General features: G+C 69.4%; 16 protein-coding genes and 3 pseudogenes. 13 read left to right on the forward strand and 6 right to left on the reverse strand.

Features of this window, described 5'->3' with window-relative positions:
- Positions 1–50: 50 nt before the first annotated feature.
- The gene (locus FXF68_RS05055; RefSeq protein ID WP_148757684.1) at positions 51–1,031 is read right to left on the reverse strand and encodes an LLM class flavin-dependent oxidoreductase; all 981 of its coding nucleotides are present in this window, start codon (positions 1,029–1,031) and stop codon (positions 51–53) included.
- 3 nt (positions 1,032–1,034) lie between these two features.
- Positions 1,035–1,907, reverse strand: a complete 873-nt coding sequence (locus FXF68_RS05060; RefSeq protein WP_187437731.1) for a DNA-3-methyladenine glycosylase family protein — start codon at positions 1,905–1,907, stop codon at positions 1,035–1,037.
- Positions 1,908–2,081: 174 nt separating this feature from the next.
- On the opposite strand from FXF68_RS05060, the gene FXF68_RS05065 reads away from it, so the two are divergent.
- The 6 genes and pseudogenes from FXF68_RS05065 (at position 2,082) to FXF68_RS05090 (ending at position 7,229) form a co-directional block, all read left to right on the forward strand.
- Complete coding sequence (locus FXF68_RS05065; protein ID WP_148757686.1) at positions 2,082–2,468, forward strand: hypothetical protein; 387 nt, start codon at positions 2,082–2,084, stop codon at positions 2,466–2,468.
- Between the two features lie 78 nt (positions 2,469–2,546).
- Positions 2,547–2,846 (forward strand): hypothetical protein, encoded by a 300-nt coding sequence (locus FXF68_RS05070; RefSeq protein WP_148757687.1) that lies wholly within the window; start codon positions 2,547–2,549, stop codon positions 2,844–2,846.
- Between the two features lie 28 nt (positions 2,847–2,874).
- Positions 2,875–3,627 (forward strand): annotated as a pseudogene (locus FXF68_RS05075) (phosphosulfolactate synthase); the annotation flags it as partial.
- A 138-nt stretch (positions 3,628–3,765) separates the two neighbouring features.
- Positions 3,766–4,983 carry a DegT/DnrJ/EryC1/StrS family aminotransferase gene (locus tag FXF68_RS05080; protein ID WP_148757689.1) on the forward strand — a complete coding sequence of 406 codons (1,218 nt, stop codon included), beginning with the start codon at positions 3,766–3,768 and terminating at the stop codon, positions 4,981–4,983.
- Entirely contained in the window at positions 4,980–6,158 is a 1,179-nt protein-coding gene (locus tag FXF68_RS05085) for a Gfo/Idh/MocA family protein (RefSeq protein WP_148757690.1), read from the forward strand. Before FXF68_RS05080 ends, FXF68_RS05085 begins: the two co-directional genes overlap by 4 nt.
- Before the next feature lie 138 nt (positions 6,159–6,296).
- Positions 6,297–7,229, forward strand: coding sequence for a DMT family transporter (locus FXF68_RS05090; RefSeq protein ID WP_148757691.1), 933 nt, complete (start codon positions 6,297–6,299; stop codon positions 7,227–7,229).
- A gap of 42 nt (positions 7,230–7,271) precedes the next feature.
- Here the strand turns inward: FXF68_RS05090 and FXF68_RS05095 are convergent, their stop codons facing one another.
- Complete coding sequence (locus FXF68_RS05095; RefSeq protein ID WP_148757692.1) at positions 7,272–8,453, reverse strand: hypothetical protein; 1,182 nt, start codon at positions 8,451–8,453, stop codon at positions 7,272–7,274.
- 539 nt (positions 8,454–8,992) lie between these two features.
- Here FXF68_RS05095 and FXF68_RS05100 point away from each other — a divergent pair.
- Both FXF68_RS05100 and FXF68_RS05105 read left to right on the forward strand, forming a co-directional pair.
- On the forward strand, positions 8,993–9,565 hold the full coding sequence (locus FXF68_RS05100; RefSeq protein ID WP_148757693.1) for a sigma-70 family RNA polymerase sigma factor: 573 nt from the start codon (positions 8,993–8,995) through the stop codon (positions 9,563–9,565).
- Positions 9,562–10,305, forward strand: coding sequence for an anti-sigma factor family protein (locus FXF68_RS05105; RefSeq protein WP_148757694.1), 744 nt, complete (start codon positions 9,562–9,564; stop codon positions 10,303–10,305). Before FXF68_RS05100 ends, FXF68_RS05105 begins: the two co-directional genes overlap by 4 nt.
- Positions 10,306–10,777: 472 nt before the next feature.
- On the opposite strand, the gene FXF68_RS05110 is transcribed toward FXF68_RS05105, so the two are convergent.
- A complete protein-coding gene (locus FXF68_RS05110) occupies positions 10,778–11,827 on the reverse strand; it encodes a CHRD domain-containing protein (protein WP_148757695.1) in 1,050 nt (349 codons plus the stop codon).
- A gap of 175 nt (positions 11,828–12,002) precedes the next feature.
- On the opposite strand from FXF68_RS05110, the gene FXF68_RS05115 reads away from it, so the two are divergent.
- From FXF68_RS05115 to FXF68_RS42120, 5 genes are all read left to right on the forward strand, one after another.
- The gene (locus FXF68_RS05115) at positions 12,003–12,458 is read left to right on the forward strand and encodes a COG4315 family predicted lipoprotein (protein ID WP_148757696.1); all 456 of its coding nucleotides are present in this window, start codon (positions 12,003–12,005) and stop codon (positions 12,456–12,458) included.
- 332 nt (positions 12,459–12,790) lie between these two features.
- Positions 12,791–12,994: a sigma factor-like helix-turn-helix DNA-binding protein gene (locus FXF68_RS43645; protein ID WP_342787102.1), complete on the forward strand. Its 204-nt coding sequence runs from the start codon at positions 12,791–12,793 to the stop codon at positions 12,992–12,994.
- Positions 12,991–13,653, forward strand: a complete 663-nt coding sequence (locus tag FXF68_RS05125) for an anti-sigma factor family protein (RefSeq protein ID WP_148757698.1) — start codon at positions 12,991–12,993, stop codon at positions 13,651–13,653. The genes FXF68_RS43645 and FXF68_RS05125 overlap by 4 nt, the downstream gene beginning before the upstream one ends.
- Before the next feature lie 346 nt (positions 13,654–13,999).
- Complete coding sequence (locus tag FXF68_RS05130) at positions 14,000–14,377, forward strand: hypothetical protein (RefSeq protein ID WP_187437732.1); 378 nt, start codon at positions 14,000–14,002, stop codon at positions 14,375–14,377.
- A gap of 456 nt (positions 14,378–14,833) precedes the next feature.
- Positions 14,834–17,362, forward strand: coding sequence for a tetratricopeptide repeat protein (locus tag FXF68_RS42120; RefSeq protein ID WP_187437733.1), 2,529 nt, complete (start codon positions 14,834–14,836; stop codon positions 17,360–17,362).
- Between the two features lie 24 nt (positions 17,363–17,386).
- Here FXF68_RS42120 and dnaK read toward each other — a convergent pair.
- Positions 17,387–19,168 (reverse strand): annotated as a pseudogene (gene dnaK, locus FXF68_RS43650) (molecular chaperone DnaK); the annotation flags it as partial.
- A 396-nt stretch (positions 19,169–19,564) separates the two neighbouring features.
- Positions 19,565–20,221, reverse strand: a pseudogene (locus FXF68_RS43655) (caspase family protein); the annotation flags it as partial.
- Positions 20,222–20,224: the final 3 nt, after the last annotated feature.

The following is a 20,224-nucleotide window of genomic DNA, read 5'->3' on the forward strand; positions in this document are numbered from 1 at the left end:
CGGACGCGGCGGCCTCGGCGCAGCGACACGCGGCCCGCGCCGAGGCTCCTTCACCCACCCGCCGGGGACAGGGGGCCGGGTCCCGTCTCGCCCGCGACGGCAACTCGGAGGCGGGGGCGGACAGCGGACGCGATCAGCTCTAGGTGAGACAAATCCGTGGGGTCGAGACATTTCAGATAAATGCGCTGGACGCCGAGGTTTCCGTAAGCGGCGATGCGCTCGGCGACTTCGGCGGGTGAGCCGATGAGGGAGCGGTCCGCCAGGTCTTCGAGACGGCGCGCGCTGCGGGCCAACCGGTCGGCGACCTCTTGCGGGGTCGCGCCGACGCATGCGAGTTGCATGGCCGAGAGTTTGATTTCGGCCGGATCTCGGGCGCCGGCTCTCGCGGCGTCCTTGAGGAGACGTATCCGTTCCGCCGTGTCCTGCAGGGAAAGGGACGGCACGTTGAACTCGTCGGCGTAGCGGGCGGCGAGGGCGGGTGTTCTCCGCAGGCCCCGACCGCCGAGGATGAGGACAGGCGGACGGTCGGGCCGGGGAAGCGCCGGGCATTCGAGCAAGCGGTAATGGCGCCCCTCGAAAGTGAAGGGAGCCGTGCCGCGGAAGAATTCGCGCAGGATCCGTATCTGCTCCTCAAGCCGTGAGAAGCGCTCCACGGTGGGCGGAAAAGGAACGGCGTGGGAGTGATGCTCGGCCGAGTACCAGCCGGCGCCGAGGCCGACGTCGATCCGGCCGCCGGACATCACGGCGGTCTGGGCGATCTGGACGGCCAGGAGTCCGGGAGGGCGGAAGGTCGCGGAGGTCATCAGGGAGCCGAGCCGGATCCGGTGCGTCTCCCTGGTGAGCGCCGCGAGCGTGAGCCAGCAGTCGAGCGGTCCCGGTGATCCGTCTCCGGTGGAGACGCCGGGGAGCCGGGCCAGGTGGTCGGTGCAGAAGAAGCCGTCGAACCCCAGGTCTTCCGCCTTGCGCGCGAACCGGGACACCTCTTCGTAGGAGGAACCCTGCTGGGTCTCGACCACGACGCAGAGTTCCATGTCTCACATCCGGATCAGCGCGCGGAGCCAGGGGATCTCCTCTTTGGCGTGCCGCCAGAAAAGGTCCTCGAAAAGGTAGTGCGCGGCGAGCATGCGCCAGCCGTCCCACCGATGCGCGACCTCGGCGAGGATCTTCTCGGCCGGGACGATCTCCTCGTCGAACAGCAGCCTGGAGTAGATCTTCTGCTCCCACGGCGGAACCGTTTCGAAGGCGTCGTGGTGATGGAACACCTCGAACAGCAGGTAGGAGACCGACGCGGGTCCGACACCGTAGATTTTCAGCAGGTGGTGGCGCCGTTCGGCCGAAGGGAGCGCCCGGATCGCGAATTCGTCCACCTCCCCCGCTCGAAAGGACTCGGCGATGCGGTGGAGGGTCTTGGCGCGGTATCCGAGTTTGAGTTCTCGCAGGCGCTGCTCGCCGGCGGACGCGACCTGCTCCGGCCGCCAGAACGTCGGGAACTCGCGGCCGTCGAAGCCGGCGACCGTCCCGAACTCGCCGAACAGCGCGGACATCATCTGGGTGCTTCTGCGGACGGTCGTGTTCTGGAGTACCACCGCGATCGCCAGGAACTCGTAGAGTGAATAGCTCGTGCCGACCCTCATTCCGGACCAGCGCTCGATGGCCGGGCCGAGAACCGGGTCGTCTCGGAAGAGCTCGACGAACGGCGCGATTTCGGCGTCGAGGTCGAACCGCGTGGTCAGTTCGCGGGCCACTTTCTGGAGCGTCGTCTCCGGCAGCCTGTCCGCGGAGTAGACGGTGAGCCGTATCCCGGGGGCCGTACGGCTGCCGGCGTCCACCATGCGGATGCCGAGGACCCGGCCCTCCCAGATCATGGTCTGCCAGTACGCGCCCGGCTCATGGTGCCGGAAGGCCACCGGAAAATGGGACGACTTCCGGAAGGTTCCATCGAAATGGAACGGCACCGAAGGGCTAATACGGATGGTCTCGGAATATGGCAGACCGGTCTTCATGTATTCGCTTGCCTCCCGCTTATGGTCGCCGTATGCTCATGAATCCAGGTCGTTCGGTCGATGAAAGGGAGAGCCCCCGTGCGCGCCTTTATCGTGGTAGAGAGCCTCACCGACGCCGGCATTCTTGACACCCTTCCCGGGACGCTGGACCGGCGCTACCCCTTCACGCTCAACAACGGCCCGGTGGAACTGGTCGAGTACGACGTGCCGGACGAGGACGCGCTCTCCTTCGCGCGGACGCTGTCCGAAAACCTGCTGCCGACCAGGTACTACGGGCACCTGGTCGGCGAGAACACGATGATCGTCGCGTTCCCGTACGTCATCGCCCTGGTCGACCGTGGCGACGAGGGCAGCGTGACGAAGGCGCAGCAGGTCGGAGCGCTGTTCGACATTCCGGCCGTCCAATTGCAGGTGGCGAGGATGTTCGAGGTCGACCATCCGGACGTCGACACCCCCTCGGCATAACGGACGGGCGAAACCGCCGACCAGCAGCGGCATGACCCGGTATCCGACCACGGAATCCTCGGCTCGTACACCTTCATCGTGGGCTTCCCCGGAGAGACCGTCGCCGAGCAGGACGAGACGTACGAGCTGATGAAACGGCTCCGCGAACTCACGCCCACACCGGAGACCAGGGTCCACCTTTTCGCCCCCTATCCCGGAACCCCTCTCTACGAGGACTCGCTGCGGCACGGATTCGAGCCGCCGACCTCCCTCGAAGGATGGGCGCGCTATGACTACTACGACTCCCAGACGCCGTGGACATCGGCGGAAATGGTCGAGCGGGCATGGACCAACACCTTGATGCGGACCCGTCCGGCCGGCTCGGGAACCGCGTCGTGAACGGCCTGACGCTGCCGCACGCACCGCCAAGCCCCGCTCCAGCGGGCTCACCATGGTCATCGACAACGGCCTGCCCACCGCCCATTTCACCGACGCCGTGTCCAGCTTCGCCGAGCACATCGACCTGGTGAAGTTCGGCTGGGGAACGGCCCTGGTCACCCCGGGCCTGGCGAGGAAGATCGAGGTCCTGGCCGATCACGTCACGCCGTTCATGTTCGGCGGCACGCTTTTCGAGAAGTACGTCGTCCAGGGTCGTTTCGACGACTACCGGACGTTGTGCCACCTGCACGGCTGCGGAGCCGTCGAGGTCTCCAACGGCACCATCGACCTCGACGACGGAGGGAAGGCGTCCTACATCACCAAGCTCGCCGCCGAATTCGAGGTCATCGCCGAGGTCGGCTTCAAGGACCATCCGAGATCGGAGCTGCTCTCCCCCAGCCAATGGGTGCACAGCATCAACTCGGACCTGGCCGCGGGAGCGAGCCGGGTCGTCCTCGAAGCACGCGAGAGCGGATCGAGCGGCATCTGCCGGCCCGGCGGCGAACTGAGGTACGGCCTCGTGGAGGACATCCTCCGCGCCGACCTCGACGTCACCAGCCTGATCTTCGAAGCCCCGAACAAGCGGCTCCAGACCCATCTCATCAAGCGCATCGGCCCCGAAGCCAACCTGGGAAACATCGCGTTCTCCGACGTCATCGCCCTGGAGACCCTCAGGCTCGGGCTCCGCGCGGAGACACTCCTCGACGCGGAAGGACAGCACGCCCGTGCGCCCCTCGTATGACGCATTCCACCTGGACTGCCCGTCGAGGTGTCTGTCCGGCGGTGCTGTCACGGCTCCTGCCCGAAAGATCAGTAAACTATGTGAAAGATCAGTAAACTCTTGTGGATCATGGTCATTGGAGGATGCGGGAGGCGCTCCATGGCAGGTCCAGGGGCTTATGTGTTCGGCGACGAGGAACGGCGCGAGGTCGAGGACGTCCTCAGGAGCGGGCATCTCTCCCGGTACGGTTCCGGCGACGACCCCGGCTTCACCCAGAAGGTCCACACCCTGGAACGGGAGTTCGCCGAACACTGCGGCGTCGCGCACGCCGTGGCGACCAGCTCCGGGACCGGCGCCCTGCTCGTCTCGCTGCTCGCCGCCGGTATCGGTCCCGGCGACGAGGTCCTGGTCCCGGGCTTCACCTACGTCGCGACCATGGGCGCCGTCGTGCACGCCCGCGCGGTGCCGGTCCTGGTCGAGGTCGACGAGTCGCTGACGATGGACCCCGAGGACCTGCGCCGCAAGATCACCCCGCGTACCCGGGCCGTGCTCGTCGTGCACATGCTGGGCAACGCGTGCGACATGCGCGCGATCCGCAAGATCGTCGAGGATCACGACCTCGTCCTGATCGAGGACGCCTGCCAGGCCGGCGGCGGCTCCTACGAGGGCCGAGCGCTCGGGTCCTTCGGGGCGCTCGGCGCGTTCTCGTTCAACCGGTACAAGATGATGACGGCCGGCGACGGGGGCATCGTGGTCACCGACGACGAGCGGCTGTACGAGCGGGCCTTCGCCCTGCACGACCAGGGGCACATCCCGCTGCGGAGCGGCGGCAAGACGGCGGGGCACCCGCGCAGCCTGATCGGGCTCAACTTCAAGATGAACGAGCTGACGGGCGCCGTCGCGCTCGCCCAGCTGCGCAAGGTCGACCAGATCGTCGCGACCCTGCGGGAGAAGAAGGCGACCCTGCGCGCCCGCATCTCCGACCTGCCCGGCGTGCGCCCCCGGGTGCTCAACGACCCGGCCGGGGACTGCGGCTCGCTGCTGACCTACCTGTTCGACGAGCGGTCGCGCGCCGAAGCGGTGGCCGAGCGCCTCGGCGTCCGCACCGTGGCCGCGTCCGGCTGGCACGTGTACGGGCTGATGGACCAGATCGTCGAGCACAAGACCCCCGTGCCCGGCTGGTCGGAGCCCGCCCGGTACGCCCAGCCCGGCGACCTGCCGCGCACCGACGACATCCTCGGCCGCGCCGTCAACATCAGCGTCGGGGTCGTCGACACCGGCATCGGCGCCGGGTTCGGCATCAACATCAACTCCTCGGACGCCGAGATCACCTCGGTCGCCGAGCGGTTCACCGCCGCCTGCACGGCGGCCGCATGAGCGCGCCCGCCGCCCCGGCCACGCCGGGGTCCCGGCCGGTGCGGCTCGGCCTGATCGGGCACGGCAAGCTCGGCGCCGTCCACGCCCGGCACATCGCCGCCTGCCCGGACACCGAACTCGCCGCCGTGTGCGACTCCGAGCCCGCCGCGCTCGTGACGGCCGCCGAGCACGGTGTCCCGGTCACCACCGACCTCGACGGATTCCTCGCCATGCCGTTCGACGGCGTCGTCATCGCGTCGAGCACCCAGGCGCACGCCGGGCACATCCTCGCCGCCGCCCGCGCGGGCAAGGCGATCTTCGTGGAGAAACCCGTCTGCCTGACCCTCCAGGACACCGACCGGGTCCTCCAGGAGGTCGTGGACGCGGGCGTGCCGTTCCAGATCGGTTTCCAGCGCCGCTGGGACTCCCGCTACCTGCACGCCAAGCGGATCATCGACTCCGGCGGCATCGGCGAGCCCGTCCTGTTCAAGACGCACGGACGTGATCCCGACGCCTCCAACCCGGCGAACTGGGGCCTCGACCGCAACGGCGGGCTGTTCCTCAACTGCGCGATCCACGACTTCGACGCCGCCCGGTTCCTGCTCGGCCGCGAGGTGCGCGCCGTCACCGCGACCGGCGCGGCGCTGGTCCACAAGGGCCTGCGGGACAAGGGCGACATCGACACGTGCTCGGCCACCCTGCACCTCGACGGCGACACGATGGCGCTGACCGAGTGGAGCCGCTACGCCACCTACGGCTACGACATCGCGATGGAGGTCGTCGGCACCGAGGGCATGGTCCAGTTCGGCCGCGAACGCGGCGAGGCGGTGCTGGTCCGGCCGTCGACCCGGGACGGGGCCTCGGTCTTCGACGTGTTCGGCGACGCCTACCGCGACTCCGTCGAGGCGTTCGCGGCGTCCATCGCCGGCGGGACGCCGACCTCGCCGGGAGTGGAGGACGCCCGGACGGCCCTGCACATCGCGCTCGCCGCCCGGCGCTCGTTCGAGACGGGGCGGAGCGTGCCGGTGAAGGCCCTGCCGCCGCTGACCCGCGGCGGCGCGGCCGTCCCCGCGCCGCGCGGGGCCCGCCCGCCCGAAGTCCTGGCGCGGAGGCAAGACGGCCAGGCCGGAAACGGTGCGTATCCTCGGCCTGACGACGGGCGGACGGCCGTGCCGCTGACGGACGGTGGAGGATGAGGCGCGAGCACGAAGCGGCGCCGTGACCGAGCACGGAGCCGAGAGGCGGGACGCCCCGGTCCCGGGCCCGGCGAAGGTCCCGGGCCCGGCGAAGGTCACGGGTCCGGCGAGGGTCACGGGTCCGGCGAGGGAGGCCCCGTGACCGTCCTGGCGGCCCTGATCGCGGTCGCGTCCGGCGGGTGTTTCGCGCTCAGCGCCGCCCTCCAGCACCACGCGGCGCACCGGGAGGCCCGCCGCGACGCCCGGGCGCCCCGGACGCTGGACCCGCGCCTGCTGGCCCGCCTGGCACGCCGTCCGCTGTGGCTCGGCGGGCGGCTGGCCGCCATCCTCGGGGTCGTCCTGCAGGCACTGGCCCTGCGCGCCGCGCCGCTGTCCCTCGTGCAGCCGCTGCTGATGATCGGCCTGGCCCTGTGCGTCGTGCTCGAACCCCGGCTCGGCGGCGACCGCGCCGACCGCCGCACCCTCGGGGCCGCCCTGCTGGCCACGAGCGGTTTGACGGTCTTCATGGTCGTCGCCGAGCCCGCCGCCGGCGACCGCGCGCCCACCGCGGCCACGATGGGCGTCGTCGCGGGCGCGTGCGCGCTGGCCATCACCGGCTGCCTGGCCGCGGCGCGGCGCCGACCCGCCGCCGCGGGCGCCGCGCTCGGCGCCGCCACCGGCATCGCGTTCGGGCTCACCGCCGCCGTGCTCAAGGCGGGCACCGGAACCTTCGACGACCCGGTCGCGCTCGTGGCGAACTGGGCGCCCTACGCCTACCTCGCCTGCGCCGCCATCGCCCTGTTGCTCAACCAGAACGCCTTCCTGACCGGCTCGCTCACCGCCCCGCTGACCGCGATCACCCTGAGCGAGCCCCTGACGGCCCTGCTCATCGGCCTGACCGCCTTCCACGAACGCCTCGACGTCACCGTCCCGCGGGCGGCGCTCATGCTGGCCGGAGCCGCCGCGATGACCACCGGCGTCCACCGCCTCGCCGCGTCCCGCCCCACCGCCCCGCGAGCGTCCACCGGCGCCGTCGCGACCACCGCACCCGATCGGATCAAAGTCCACCCGGTATCCCTCCACAAGCCGTGAAGGTCGTCCGCCGCGGCGGCACCGTTGTCGTGGTGCGGATCCTCAGCCGCGCGACGTCGTGACGACGAGAGTGCGCAGTCCGGGATTGCCCTGTTGCGTGCTGTTCCAGGCGCCGACCGCCGTGACGTTGCCAGGTGCGACCGCGGCGACCCCGTCCAGGGTGGTGGAGTTCGAGCCCTTCGGGTTGCTCGGGCTGGGCACGATGCTCCAGGCGCTGCCGTTCCAGTGCTCGATCAGCGACTGGTTGACGCCGTCGGCACCACCGGTGGCCGCGCCCACCGCCCACACGTCACGCGAGGACAGCGCGGTGACGCCGCTGAGGAAATTGGAGTTGACGCTGTTGCCGACGTTCGGCACCGGCACCTTGCTCCAGGCCGTACCGTTCCAGTGCAAAGCGAGATTGCGCGATTCTCCACCGTTGTCGCCGAGTGACGTGCCCACGGCCCAGACGTCGTTGGAGGACACGGCGTGTACCGCTTCCAGAGAGGTCTGCCCGATGGGCAGGGTCGGCAGGACGGACCACTGGGTGCCGTTCCAATGCAGGATCAGTTCGTCGGTGTTGCCACTGTGTGAGTCGACGGTGGAGCCGACGGCCCATACGTCGTTCGTGGACACCGCCGAGACCGCCCTTACGAAGTTCACTCCGTTCGGTACGTCCGGCACCGAAACGACGCTCCACGCCGTACCGTTCCAGTGCTCGAACAGCGGAAGGATCTCGTTGGGGGTCGAGAAATTGCCGGTCGCCCACACGTCATTCGTCGACACCGCGGCGACGCCGGTCAACCGGTCGCCGTCCGTGCCTGCGTTCGGGCTCGGCACGATCGACCACGCGGTGCCGTTCCAGTGCTCGATCAGCGTGGCGTTCTTCTCGATGGACAGGTTGGAGTTCTGGACGCCGACCGCCCAGACGTCCTTCGACGACGCCGCCGCGACGGCGGCGAGCTGACTGCCCGACGTGCCGTCCGGGGACGGCGTCGCCGACCAGCGCGTTCCGTTCCAGTGCTCCGCCAAGGTGTGTTCGGTGGTGTCGGGCTTCGAGACGAAACCGACCGCCCACCCGTCCCGCGGCGTAATGCTCGCCGTCGAGGACAGGAGGTCGTTGGAGACCGGCGCCGTGGCGGTGTCAACACTGGGCACGACTCGGAAGATCGAGGCGCTCGCGTCCGCTTCGGCGGTATTCGCCAGAAGCAGGCCCGCGGCGGCCAGTGCCAGGAAAGGAATCATTCTTTTCCGCATGCTGTCCCCTCAGAGGATTGGCATAGGACGATCGTGTCCACCAGGGGATACGGCGAGGGGTTACAACGTCCGCTGCGCTGGCCGCAGGGTCCCGGGTACCCGAGACATGGCCCCCAGGCAGGGCGCTCGGCGGCCGCGATCGCGGAGATCCGGCCGCGCGTGCTCGCCGTCGATGTCGGGGCGGTCGGGCTCGCGGTCGAGGGCCGGGCGCACGCCGCGAGTGGGATCAGGTCGCCGGCGGGCTCATGCCCGCCGCCCGGCCTTCGGCGGATTGCGGGCGCGCACAATGATCGATTCGGGTTTTGGTGTGCATTACTCACGCTCGCATTTAAGGCGCCTGGGACGGTCAAGACCCCCGACAGATAGCCAGGTCAGCATGGGCTTGCCGTCTTGACGGGGCCGCTGCACCCCGAAGAGAACCTTAAGAAAGTCTCAAAACCGTTGAACCAGATGTTTGGCCCGACTCGTACGTCCTACTGATCGCCCGTTCCTCTAGGCCTACCCCTCAGACCCGGAGACGCTTGGCTATGGCTTCATCAGGAACCACCGGCGGGTTTCGGAACCTCGTCCGCTTCCCCCGGCCCTCACCCGACAGCGATGACGAACAGATCGCCGCGGAGTTGTACCGCGAGTACCACCGGCCGCTGACGTCCTTCGTCATGCGGCTCACCGCGGGCGACCGGCAATGGGCTGAAGACGTCGTCCAGGAGACCTTCATCAGGGCCTGGAAGAGCGCGGACCGGCTCGACTCCTCGACCGGCTCCCTGATGCCCTGGCTGGCCACGGTCGCGCGGCGTATCGTGATCGACAATCGGCGCTCCCGGGACCTTCGGCCGCCCGAGGTCGGTGACCAGGCCCTGGCGCACCTTCCCATCGCGGACGAGATGGAAAGTCTTTTGCACAAGGTGGTCGTGGCGGAGGCGCTGAACGCGCTGTCGGCCCCTCATCGAGATGTGCTGACCGAGACCGTGCTGCGCGACCGTTCCGTCAACCAGGCCGCGGAAGTGCTCGGCATTCCGGTGGGGACGGTCAAGTCCCGCGTTTATTACGCGCTGCGCGCGTTGCGCGTCGCTTTGGAAGAAAGGGGGGTGACGGCATGACCTCGCAGGTCGAGCACACCGATGTCGGCGCCTACGCCTTGGGCCTTCTCGAGGAGGACGACCGTCGCGCGTTCGAGGCGCACCTCGAACAATGCGCCTCATGCGCGGCCGAACTCGGAGAGTTGAGCGGCATGGCCGAGTTGTTCTCCGGCCTCGACGAGTTCACCGACGCCGTCCACGACCTGGACGGCGACGGCGGTGCGGCCGGGACCGCCCCGGAGCGGCCCGCGGACGGGGTGATCGATCTCGGACGCCGACGGCGCCGTGCCGAGCGCCGCCACCGGCGCGGGACCTACATGATCGGCGCCGCGGCCGCCGCCGCGCTGATCGCCACCGGCGTCACCGTCGGCGCCGGCCTCGGCGACGACGGTTCCGTGGAGGGCGGGCACGCGCACAGCCCGGCGCAAGCGCTGGTCGTCTCCGGTGAGCGTCACTCCGGCTCCGACGCCAGGACGGGCGCGAGCGGCCTGGTCGGGTTGGAGGCCAAGAGTTGGGGCACGCACGTCGGGCTGGAGTTGAAGGGCGTCCGCGGTCCGCTCGAATGCCGGCTGGAGGCGGTGTCCCGCACCGGTCGGCGAACGGTCGTCACCGGCTGGCGGGTTCCGGACAAGGGCTACGGTGTGCCCGGCTCCCCCGCGCCGCTGATCACCCACGGCGGCACCGCGATCCAGCGCGACGACCTCGACCACTTCGAGGTGAAGATCGAGGGGGGCGGAACGCTGCTCACCATTCCGGTCTGACCCCGCGCACGTCCGGCAGAGCGCTCGGCACGGTGACCGCACCGTGCCGAGCGCTCTTTTCGCACGCCGGCGGCTGACGCCTCGGTCCTTCGAAGGGTTGGCCCCTGGTCATCGGACGGTGAACTGGTCGGCACACCTCGCCCGTACGACCTGCCGAGGTGGAGAAGCGAAATGCGACCCACTCGGCTCGGGACGGTGGATCGTCCGACGACCAGGACGAGCCACCTGAGGGGCCCGAGCGGCCAGGGGCCCGGCGGCGGACGCGGAAGCGCGACCGCCGCCGGGCCCCGCAGAGACACGGACCATGGTGCCGGGCCCCCTCGCCCCTCGGCTGCGTGGAGGTACGCCCCACGCGCACGCCTCCGTCCCGGACCCGCTGCCGGTCGGCCCTCCCGCGGCCGAACGGACGGCCCCGCACGTGAGAAGGCCGGGGCGGGGGATCTCCCCCGCCCCGGCCTCGTCCGGCCGCAGGTCAGCGGTTGAGCTGACCGCGGACGGCGCCGCCCGGGAACTCGGCGCTGTGGATGTTGGCGTACCAGTTGCGCGGGTTGGTGCGGATGCCCTGCACGACGCTCGGCTCGACGCCGGTGGCGGTGCCCGCCACCGCGAAGACCGTGCTCGGCACGGGGGTGGTGACCAGGTTGGCGGTGACCGGGCCGTTGGTTCCGAACACGCCGCGGTGGATGTGGGCGAGGGTCGGGGCGACGCCGATCCAGGCCATGGAGAATCGGAGCGAGCCGGTTCCCGCGGGGCGGACGAAGGCGACCGCCCTGCCGTCCGGGTCGCCGACCGCGGGGCCGCCCTTCACCGGCACCTCCTGGTCACCGGACAGGAAGGCGCGCCGGCCGCCGGTCTTGAGCAGCCTCAGGACGTCGCGCCTGCCGCCGAGCGGCGCGAGCTGCGCGCGGACGGCGCCCTTCGGGTTCTCCTTGGTGTGCAGGTTCACGTACCAGTTGCCCGGATTGGCACGCAGGCCGTCCGCGATCGTGGGATCCGGAACCGTCACGGATCCCGCCGCCGAGGTCACCGTCGCCGGCATCGCGCTGGAGAACAGCGGCACCGCGACATCGCCGTTGACACCGGCCGGGCCCCGGTGGATGTGCCCCAGTGTCGGAGCGGTGATCCCGGTCCAGTCCAGGGCGAAGGTCACCCGGTCGCCCTGGACGCGGACCAGGGCGGTGCCGCTGCCGTCCGCGTCGCCCGCGGAGGCCGGCACCTCGTTGGCCCCCGAGAGCCTCGCCACCAGGAACACCGGCTTGTTGCGCGCATTGTTCATCGCGGGACGCCGCCCGTCCTGCGGCTGCTGCCCGCTCTGCGGCGGCGTGGGGTTCGCCGAGGCTCCGGGGGTCGGGTCGCCCGACGGCGCGCCGGTCGGCGCGGCCGCGCCATGACCGGCCCCGTGGCCCTGGTCCGGGGCAGCGGAGGGGCTGTGCCCCGGGTGACCGTCCGCGTGCGCGGGGACCGTCCCGAGCAGCGCCAGCCAGACCGCCGCGATCGGCAATGAGATGAGGCTCTTGCGCATTGGTGGTTCCTTCGGAGTGAGTGAACGTGCGTCTGAGGTGCCCCGGTGTACGACGAGATCTCGAGATCGGGTTCAGCCGAAGAAAAATGAATTCGATTGAACCCGTCCCGGACCGCTCAACGTGTATCGAGGCGGTAGGTGCAATCCATTCCACTCCACGCAAGGGGGCATTCTCATGCGCGCACGTTTTGCTCTGCTCGGCGCGGTCGTGATCCTCGGACTCGCCGGTTGCGGCGGTTCCGACAAGGGCCACGCGGGAAAGGCGCCAGACGAGCCCGTCGCCATCAAGGTCAGCCAGTCCGAACTCGGGCCGATCATCACGGACCGGTACGGACGGACCCTGTACGCCTTCACCAAGGACAGGGCCGGGACCAGCGTCTGCGCGGACGAGTGCATCGCCACGTGGCCGGCGCTCGCGAGCCGGACGAAGGTCGCCCCCGGACAGGGTGTCGACCAGTCTCTGCTGAAGAACTCCCAGCGGTCGGCGGGCACCTTCCAGGCCACCTATGGCGATTGGCCGCTCTACTACTACGCGGGCGACGGAAAGCCGGGCGACCTCGACGGCCAGGGCGTGGACGACGAATGGTTCGTCGTCGGCGCCGATGGCAAGCTCGTCAAACAGGAAGCGTGACGATCGCTTTGGGGGCGGATCCGATACGACGCGCGCGGATCCGCCCATATTCGCGCGATGCGAAACACTGGAATCCGTAGCCCGCTTTTCACCTCACCGCGCGAAGAACGGCAGGACGCCCGAACGGCCGCGTCCGCCTTGCGCACCCTGACGGCCCATCACGCATGATCGGGCCCGGAGGCCGAAGCCGTCCGAAGACCGCACGGTCCGTGAAGGAACCGCACGGGCAACGGAACCTGCCCTTGAGGCCCTGGCGGATCATCCTTCGCGCGTCGTATCGTCATGGTCGGTTCACTCCGCAGCGCGGCGCGCTCGACGGGTGGGAGACTCTCGTGAGCACCGGCCTGGTGGTGGAATCCGTCCGTGCGCTGTCGGCGGCTCACCGCGAGATCCTTAACGAGACGGTGCTCAGCGGACGCACCGTGAACGAGGCGGCCGAGGTGCTCGGGATCCCCGTCGAAACGGTCAAATCGCGTGTCTACCATGCGCTTCGAGCGCTGCGGGTCGCCCTTGAGGAGAGAGGGGTCACGGCGTGACGGCCGAGGTCGAGCACAGCGACGTCGGGGCCTACGCGCTGGGGCTGCTGACTCCCGCCGACGCGAAGACCTTCGAGGACCACCTCGCCGCCTGCGAGCGGTGCGCCGATGAGCTCGCCGACCTCCGCGGCGTGGCCGGCCTCCTGACCGGACTCGGACCCGTGCGGGACGACGCGTCGGCCGAACCAGCGGGCGGGGGCGTCGACCTCCTACGGCACCGCCGCGGCGTCCGGCGCACCCGCCTCCTGCTCGCCGTCGCCGCGGTGCTCCTCTTCGCGGGCGGGGTCGTCGTCGGGACGACCCAGCGCCATGGGACGGTCCCCGCCGACCTGCGGGGCTGGGGCGAGATCCGGTCGGCCGACGACGCGAAGTCCGGCCTGGCGGCCGTCGCGGCGTTGCAGAACAAGGGGTGGGGAACGCATGTGGCCCTCGACCTTGGTCACCTCACGGGGCCGCGCACCTGCCGTCTGATCGTCGTCTCCACCGAGGGCGAGGAGCGCGAGGTGACCGGCTGGGAGGTTCCGGTGCGGGGCTACGGCGCGATCGACTCCCCCGACCACCTCCAGGTGCACGGTGGGACAGCGATCCCGCTCGGCGACATCGAACGCTTCGTCCTCCGAGCCGACGGCGTCGGAGACCTCCTGAGCATCCCGGTCTGACCCACCTCCCTCCGGACGGCCACCCGCCCACGCCGCGCTCGTAGAACGCGGCGGCTCGCCGCACGCCGACACCCCCGTGCCGGCCCGTGAAACGCCCTCGATTCACGGAACGTCCTGCTTGCTATTGGCTGGCCCGCCAACGCCTTCCGCTCGCCCGGCCGCACCAGACGTGCGGCACCGCAGCACGGAACGGGACAATTCTCTACCGCCGATTGATAAGTAAAATCGATCAAGAAAATTGGTGGACAAAAGCTGAACCAGATTGATCGGATCGTCGTACTCCAGGGCCCACGAGGGTCGCACCGAGACCGCGATCCTCGGCTTTCTCGGCAACCGAGGAGAGATGATGTCCGCAAGCAGTTTCGCAGCCCGCCGAATCGCCACCAGCGCCGCCCTCGTCGGCGCCGTCGCGGCCATCGGACTGGGCATGGCCTCCACAGCCGACGCCGCCGCCCCCGCCAAGGTCACCGTCAAGGTCACGCAGAAGGGCAACTACACCGCCGCGATCTGTGTCGGCGACATTCTTGAGGCCCGGTGCACGGACAACGTCCGCAAGGGCCAGACCGAGACGTTCACGGTGGCCCCGGCGAAGGGCACGGCCGTCAGCGTCAGCGTGATCGTCAAAGGTGGCGGCTCGGCCGACAAGTCGGTGGTGAGCGACAAGACCAAGCTCAAGTTCGAGACCTCCGGCAGCAAGGCCAAGCCGGTCGTGAAGCAGGTCTGATCCGCCGGGGCCGCACACCGGCCCATTCTCCGTCCCGCAACCGCCCCGTGGTTGCGGGGCGGGCTTTTCTATTCGCACGCCGCCTTTCTTACGAAGAGTGCTCGAAAAGAGGCCGAGGCGGAGACGAGCGGATTCCAGCACTCGGTCGGAACGCTCCCGATAGTAAAGCGGCTGCGGAACCGGCACCCAGTTCAGGCAGAAATGGCTCTGATAACCATCAGCGCTTACTCGTCCCCGGACCGTCGCAGCGGCTCGCGCCACGACAAGACCACAGCGGCGAGAAACGCGCGGTCCGGCCCATGGCCGGAGATGGCCGAACGGCTGGTTCTGCGAGCGGCGAAGCGGTACCGCGCGGGGGACGTCCGTAGCGTGCACGGTGTGGAAAGTGATCCTCCGGGCGAGCCGCACGGCCCACCTGAGTCCGGGTCTGGAGCTGAGGCTGGGGTCCATCTGAATGTGACCGCCGCCCGCGACGCCTACACCGCAGGCCGGGACCTCGTCATCAACCTCGGCGGACAGAGCGAGGCGTCCTCCGCAGAGCCAGCGGGTCGGGTAATCGGTGAGCTGGGTGAGCAGGATGCGCTGGCGCTGGAGGTCCACCAGGCATTCGAAGCGAGCACGTCCGGACAGGTGCCCGTGCTGCCGGTATACCTGCACCGACCGCGTTTCGACGACCGGTTGCGCGCTGTCGTCGCGGGCGCGCCGCAGAGCAGTCGCATGGTGGTGGTGGTCGGGGAGTCCTCGACTGGCAAGACGCGGGCGTGCTGGGAGGCGATCCGCGCCGAACTACCCGACTGGCGAGTCTGGCATCCACTGACCCCCGAGCGTCCGGCAGCGCTGGCCGAAGCGGTACGCGCCGGACGGGTCGCCGCGCGGACGGTGATCTGGCTGAACGAGGCCCAGTTCTATCTGCAACCCGCAGGCGGGGAGCAGGTGGCGGCCGAGTTGCAGGCGTTGCTGGCCGACCCGGCGCGCGGACCGGTACTGGTGCTGGGCTCGATGTGGCCCGAGTTCCGGCGCGTCCTGACCGTCGTCCCCGATGACCCCGCGAAACCGGATCCCCACCGCGCCGCGCGGGCACTGCTCGACCGGGCCGACTACATCACCGCACCATCCGAGTTCGCCGAAGCGCAACTCAGCGACCTGGCCGCCACCATCAACGCCGACCCGCGACTGCGCGCCGCGGCCGAACAAGCGCACGGCGGCCGGATCACCCAGGAGTTGGCCGGGGCGTCCGAGTTGCTGCGCCGCTACGAGCAGGGCAGCCCGGCCGCGCGCGCGGTGCTGTGGGCGGCGATGGACGCCCGCCGCCTCGGCCACAGCCTGTTTCTGCCCGAACCGCTGCTGCGCGACGCCGCGCCCGGCTACCTCGACGACCACGACTGGGACCAGGTCGGCGGCTCTCCTTGGTTCCGCGCCGCGTTGGACGAGCTCACCGAGTCGCACCGACGCCTGCCCGGCCCGCTGGTCGAGCGCCACCCGCGCCCCGGTGAGCCGCAGCCGCCCCATCGGCTGTACCGGCTCGCCGACTACCTCGACCAACATGCCCGTACCGAACGGTCTCTCCTCTGCCCACCGGCATCGTTCTGGGCTGCGGTCGCCCGCTACGCCCACACCGTCCACGACCTGGCCGTCCTCGCCGGGCAGGCGGAAACCAGAGGCCGCTACCGGCACGCCGAGCACCTCTACCGCGCCGCCGTGGACGCCGGAAGCCCAGACGCGATTGTTCGCCTGGGCCGGCAGCGGGAGGAGGCCGGTGACCGTGACGATGCTGAGCGGTTCTATCGGCAGGCCGCCGACGCCGGGGACGACGAGGCGCTGCTGGACCTGATCCGGCTCCGGGAGGAGGCCGGCGACCGCGAGGGTGCCGAACGGCTCGCCCAACAGGCCGCCGACATCGGAAAGGCCAGCGCGCTGGGGTTCCTGGCTCAGTTGCGGGAGCAGGCCGGTGATCGTGACGACGCTGAGCGGCTCTACCAGCAGGCCGCCGACGCTGGAAAGCCCCACGGGCTGCTACTCCTGGCTCTGCAACGAGAGTTGGCCGGCGACCCCTGGGACGCGGAGCGGCTCACCCGGCAGGCCACCGACGCTGGAGCCCGCGACGCGCTGCTGGACCTCGCCCAACGGCGGGAGGCAGGCGGTGACTTCCAGAACGCCGAGCGGTTCTATCAGGAGGCCGCCAACGCTGGAAACACGAACGCGCTGGTACTCCTGGGTCTGCGGCGAGAGCAGGCCGGTGACCCGCGGGAAGCGGAGCGGCTCTACCGGCAGGCCGCCGGCGCCGGAAACACCGACGCACTGGTATGCCTGGCCCGGCGACGGGAGCGGGCTGGTGACCTCCAGGACGCAGAGCGGCTCACCCAGGAGGCCATCGACGCCGGAAACACCAACGCGCTGGTACTCCTGGGTCTGCGGCGAGAGCAGGCCGGTGACCTCCAGGACGCTGAACAGCTCTTCCGGCAGGCCGCCGACGCCGGAAACACCCACGCATTGATGGGCCTGGCCCGGCGGCGAGAGGAAGCCGGTGACCGCCAGGGTGCGGAGCGGCTCATTAAGCAGATCGCCGCCGCCGGGGACACCGACGAACTGCTGCACCTGGCCTGGGAGCGGGAGGCACGCGATGATCACGCGGGTGCTGAGCGACTCTTCCGGCAGTCCGCCGACGCCGGAAACACCGACGCACTGATGGGCCTGGCCCAACTGCGGGCGCTGGCCGGTGACCTTGAGGGCGCGGAGCGGCTCACCCAGGAAGCCATCGACTCCGGAAACACTGGCGCGCTGTTGCATCTGGCCTGGCAGCGGGAGGCACGCGGGGATCGCGCGAGTGCTGAGCGACTCTTCCGGCAGTCCGCCGACGCCGGAAACAGCGACGCGCTGCTGGACCTGAGCCGACTCTGGGAAGCGGCCGGTGAACACCGGAGCGCCGAGCGGCTCCGCCGCTTCGGTCTCACCGCCGCCGGGGACGTCGAGGAACCCTGGACCTGAACGGCACGCTTGTTAGGCGCGTCAACGATCTTGCGCGTATACGGCGGCGCCCATCTTCTGGCTGATCTGCGCGAGCTTCTCGGCGCTGCCCTTGATGGCGTCGACGTCGGTGCCCTCCAGGGCCTTCTTGACCTCGGCGACGGCGTCGCCGACCTCGGTCTTGAGCTCCTCGGGGACCTTCTCGTCGTTCTCGCGCAGGAACTTCTCGGTCGAGTAGGCCAGGGTGTCGGCCTGGTTGCGGACCTCGGCCTCCTCCTTGCGCCGCCGGTCCTCCTCGGCGTACTGCTCGGCGTCGCGCATCATCTTCTCGATGTCGTCCTTGGGCAGCGCGCTGCCGCCGGTGATGACCATCGACTGCTCGCGCCCGGTGCCCTGGTCCTTCGCGCTGACGTTCACGATGCCGTTGGCGTCGATGTCGAAGGTGACCTCGATCTGCGGGACGCCGCGCGGCGCCGGCGGCAGACCGGTCAGCTGGAAGGTGCCCAGCTTCTTGTTGTACGCGGCGATCTCACGCTCGCCCTGGTAGACCTGGATCTCCACCGACGGCTGGTTGTCGTCGGCGGTGGTGAACGTCTCCGACCGCTTGGTCGGAATCGAGATGTTCCGCTCGATGATCTTGGTGAAGATGCCGCCCTCGGCCTCGATGCCCAGGCGGTGCCCCCCGCTTGTCTCAATGCCCAGGCTCAGCGTGGTGGCTTCAAGGAGCAGGGCATCCTTGACCTCGCCCTTCAGCACGCCCGCCTGGAGGCTGGCGCCGATCGCGACGACCTCGTCGGGGTTGACGCCCTTGTTGGGCTCCTTGCCGCCGGTCAGCTCCTTGACCAGCTCCGACACCGCGGGCATGCGGGTCGAGCCACCGACCAGGACGACCTGGTCGACGCCGTCCACGGAGTAGCCCGCGTCCTTGAGGACCTGCTGGAACGGCGCCTTGGTGCGCTCCAGGAGGTCGGCGGTCATCCGCTGGAACTCGGCGCGGGTGATCTTCTCGTCCAGGTGCAGCGGACCCTCGCTGGACGCGGTGATGTAGGGCAGGTTGATCTGCGTCTCGGCCGAATTCGTCAGCTCGATCTTCGCCTTCTCCGCGGCCTCGCGGAGCCGCTGCAGGGCCATCTTGTCCCTCCACAGATTGACCCCTTTGGCGCTGCGGAACTTCTCCACCAGCCAGTCGACGACCTTCTCGTCCCAGTCCTCGCCACCCAGGTGGTTGTCGCCGGACGTGGCCACGACCTCCACGACGCCACTGCCGATCCTCAGCAGGGACACGCTGAACATGGCGGCACCCAGGTCGAAGATCATGATTGCGGCCTCGTTCTCCTTCTCCAGGTGGTAGGCCAGCGCTGCCGAGGAGGGGTCGGTGATGACGCGCAGGACGTTCAGCCCCGCGATCTGGCCCGCCTCCTTGGTGGCCTGCCGCTGGTGGTCGGAGAAGTACGCGGGCACGGTGATGACCGCGTCGGTCACCGTCTCGCCCAGGTAGGACTCGGCGTCCCTCTTCAGCTTCTGCAGCACGAACGCGCTGATCTGCTGCGGGGTGAAGTCCTTGCCGTCGATCTGGGTCTTCCAGTCGGTGCCCATCTCGCGCTTGACCGAGCGGATCGTCCGGTCAACGTTCGTCACGGCCTGGCGCTTGGCGACCTCGCCCACCAGCACCTCACCGTTCTTGGCGAAGGCGACGACGGACGGCGTGGTCCGCGACCCCTCCGCGTTCGCGATGACCGTGGGCTCTCCGCCCTCCAGGATCGCGACGACCGAATTGGTCGTCCCGAGGTCGATACCGACCGCACGACCATGCTGCCTTGGCGGCAGATGCTCTACAGGGACATCCCAATCCGAATCGACGCTCTCATCATGCCCGGTCGATTCCCACTCTCGGTGAACTGGCACAGGCACTTCAAAGCGGCGTAGGAGGCTGCTGGCCTGGCGCCTGACTTCGGCGTCCGGGTCTCCAGCCAAGAGAGACAGTGCTTTAAGTGCGGCATCACTCGATTCATCTCGCTGGTCGTTCAGTTCACGCACCAGCAAATGAAGCGCGCCATAACGCTGCCATGCCTCCTGGTGATGAATGGCGCTGATGACTCGTCCTGGAAGCCCTTTGAACTCGGGATGCAGCACATAGCTTGGGCTACGGGCAAGGTAAATGCTTCCCTCGGCGCTGTTCACGCTCAAGGTGGGAGTCTGTCGCGGTTCAGCTTGCTTCACGCGGTCGTGGACGAAGGAGTACAGCTCCTCCACGGCGACGAAGCCGTCCCCGTCCAGGTCGGCCTCCCCGGACTTCAGGCCATGGATCACCGCAGCCGTGAACAACGCGGGATCGAATTCTCGTCGGCTGCGCTGCTCCCCCTCGAAGCTGTACTGGAGCGAGGTCGAGGAGGTCATGACCACCCTGCCTCGGCCGGTGAACGGCTGGGCGACATCGACCTCAGGAACGGCGGCTCGTGCACGCATGCCCTTGCTGAACGCGCCGCTGTAACAGCAGTCGAGCATCACCACGATGCTCTTCGATCGGCTTTCCTCGATCTGATCGTTGATGAATTCCGCGGCGATCCCTGTGGAGGCGAGCAGTCCCGTATCGGTGTCGCTCGCTGCGAACACCAGGCGGCTCTTGCGGTCCTTCAGGCCGTGACAGGACAGGTGCAGCAGGAGGAGGTCGTTGTGCGCGGCGCCCTGAAAGAACCCCTCGATGCGAGACTTTGCGATCAACGCCTGCTCATCGAGCAGGGTGTCCACCGCGAACTCGCCGATGCGCCGGTCGGAGAGCACGCCAGAGAGTTGTTCGGCGTCGGAGACCGCACTCGGTAGATCACCGAGCGCCTCATCGCCGTAGACGCTGCCGGCGATGATCAACGCCCGTTTCCGCATCGC

This window comes from Actinomadura decatromicini, assembly GCF_008121305.1.
Taxonomy (GTDB): Bacteria; Actinomycetota; Actinomycetes; order Streptosporangiales; family Streptosporangiaceae; genus Spirillospora; species Spirillospora syzygii.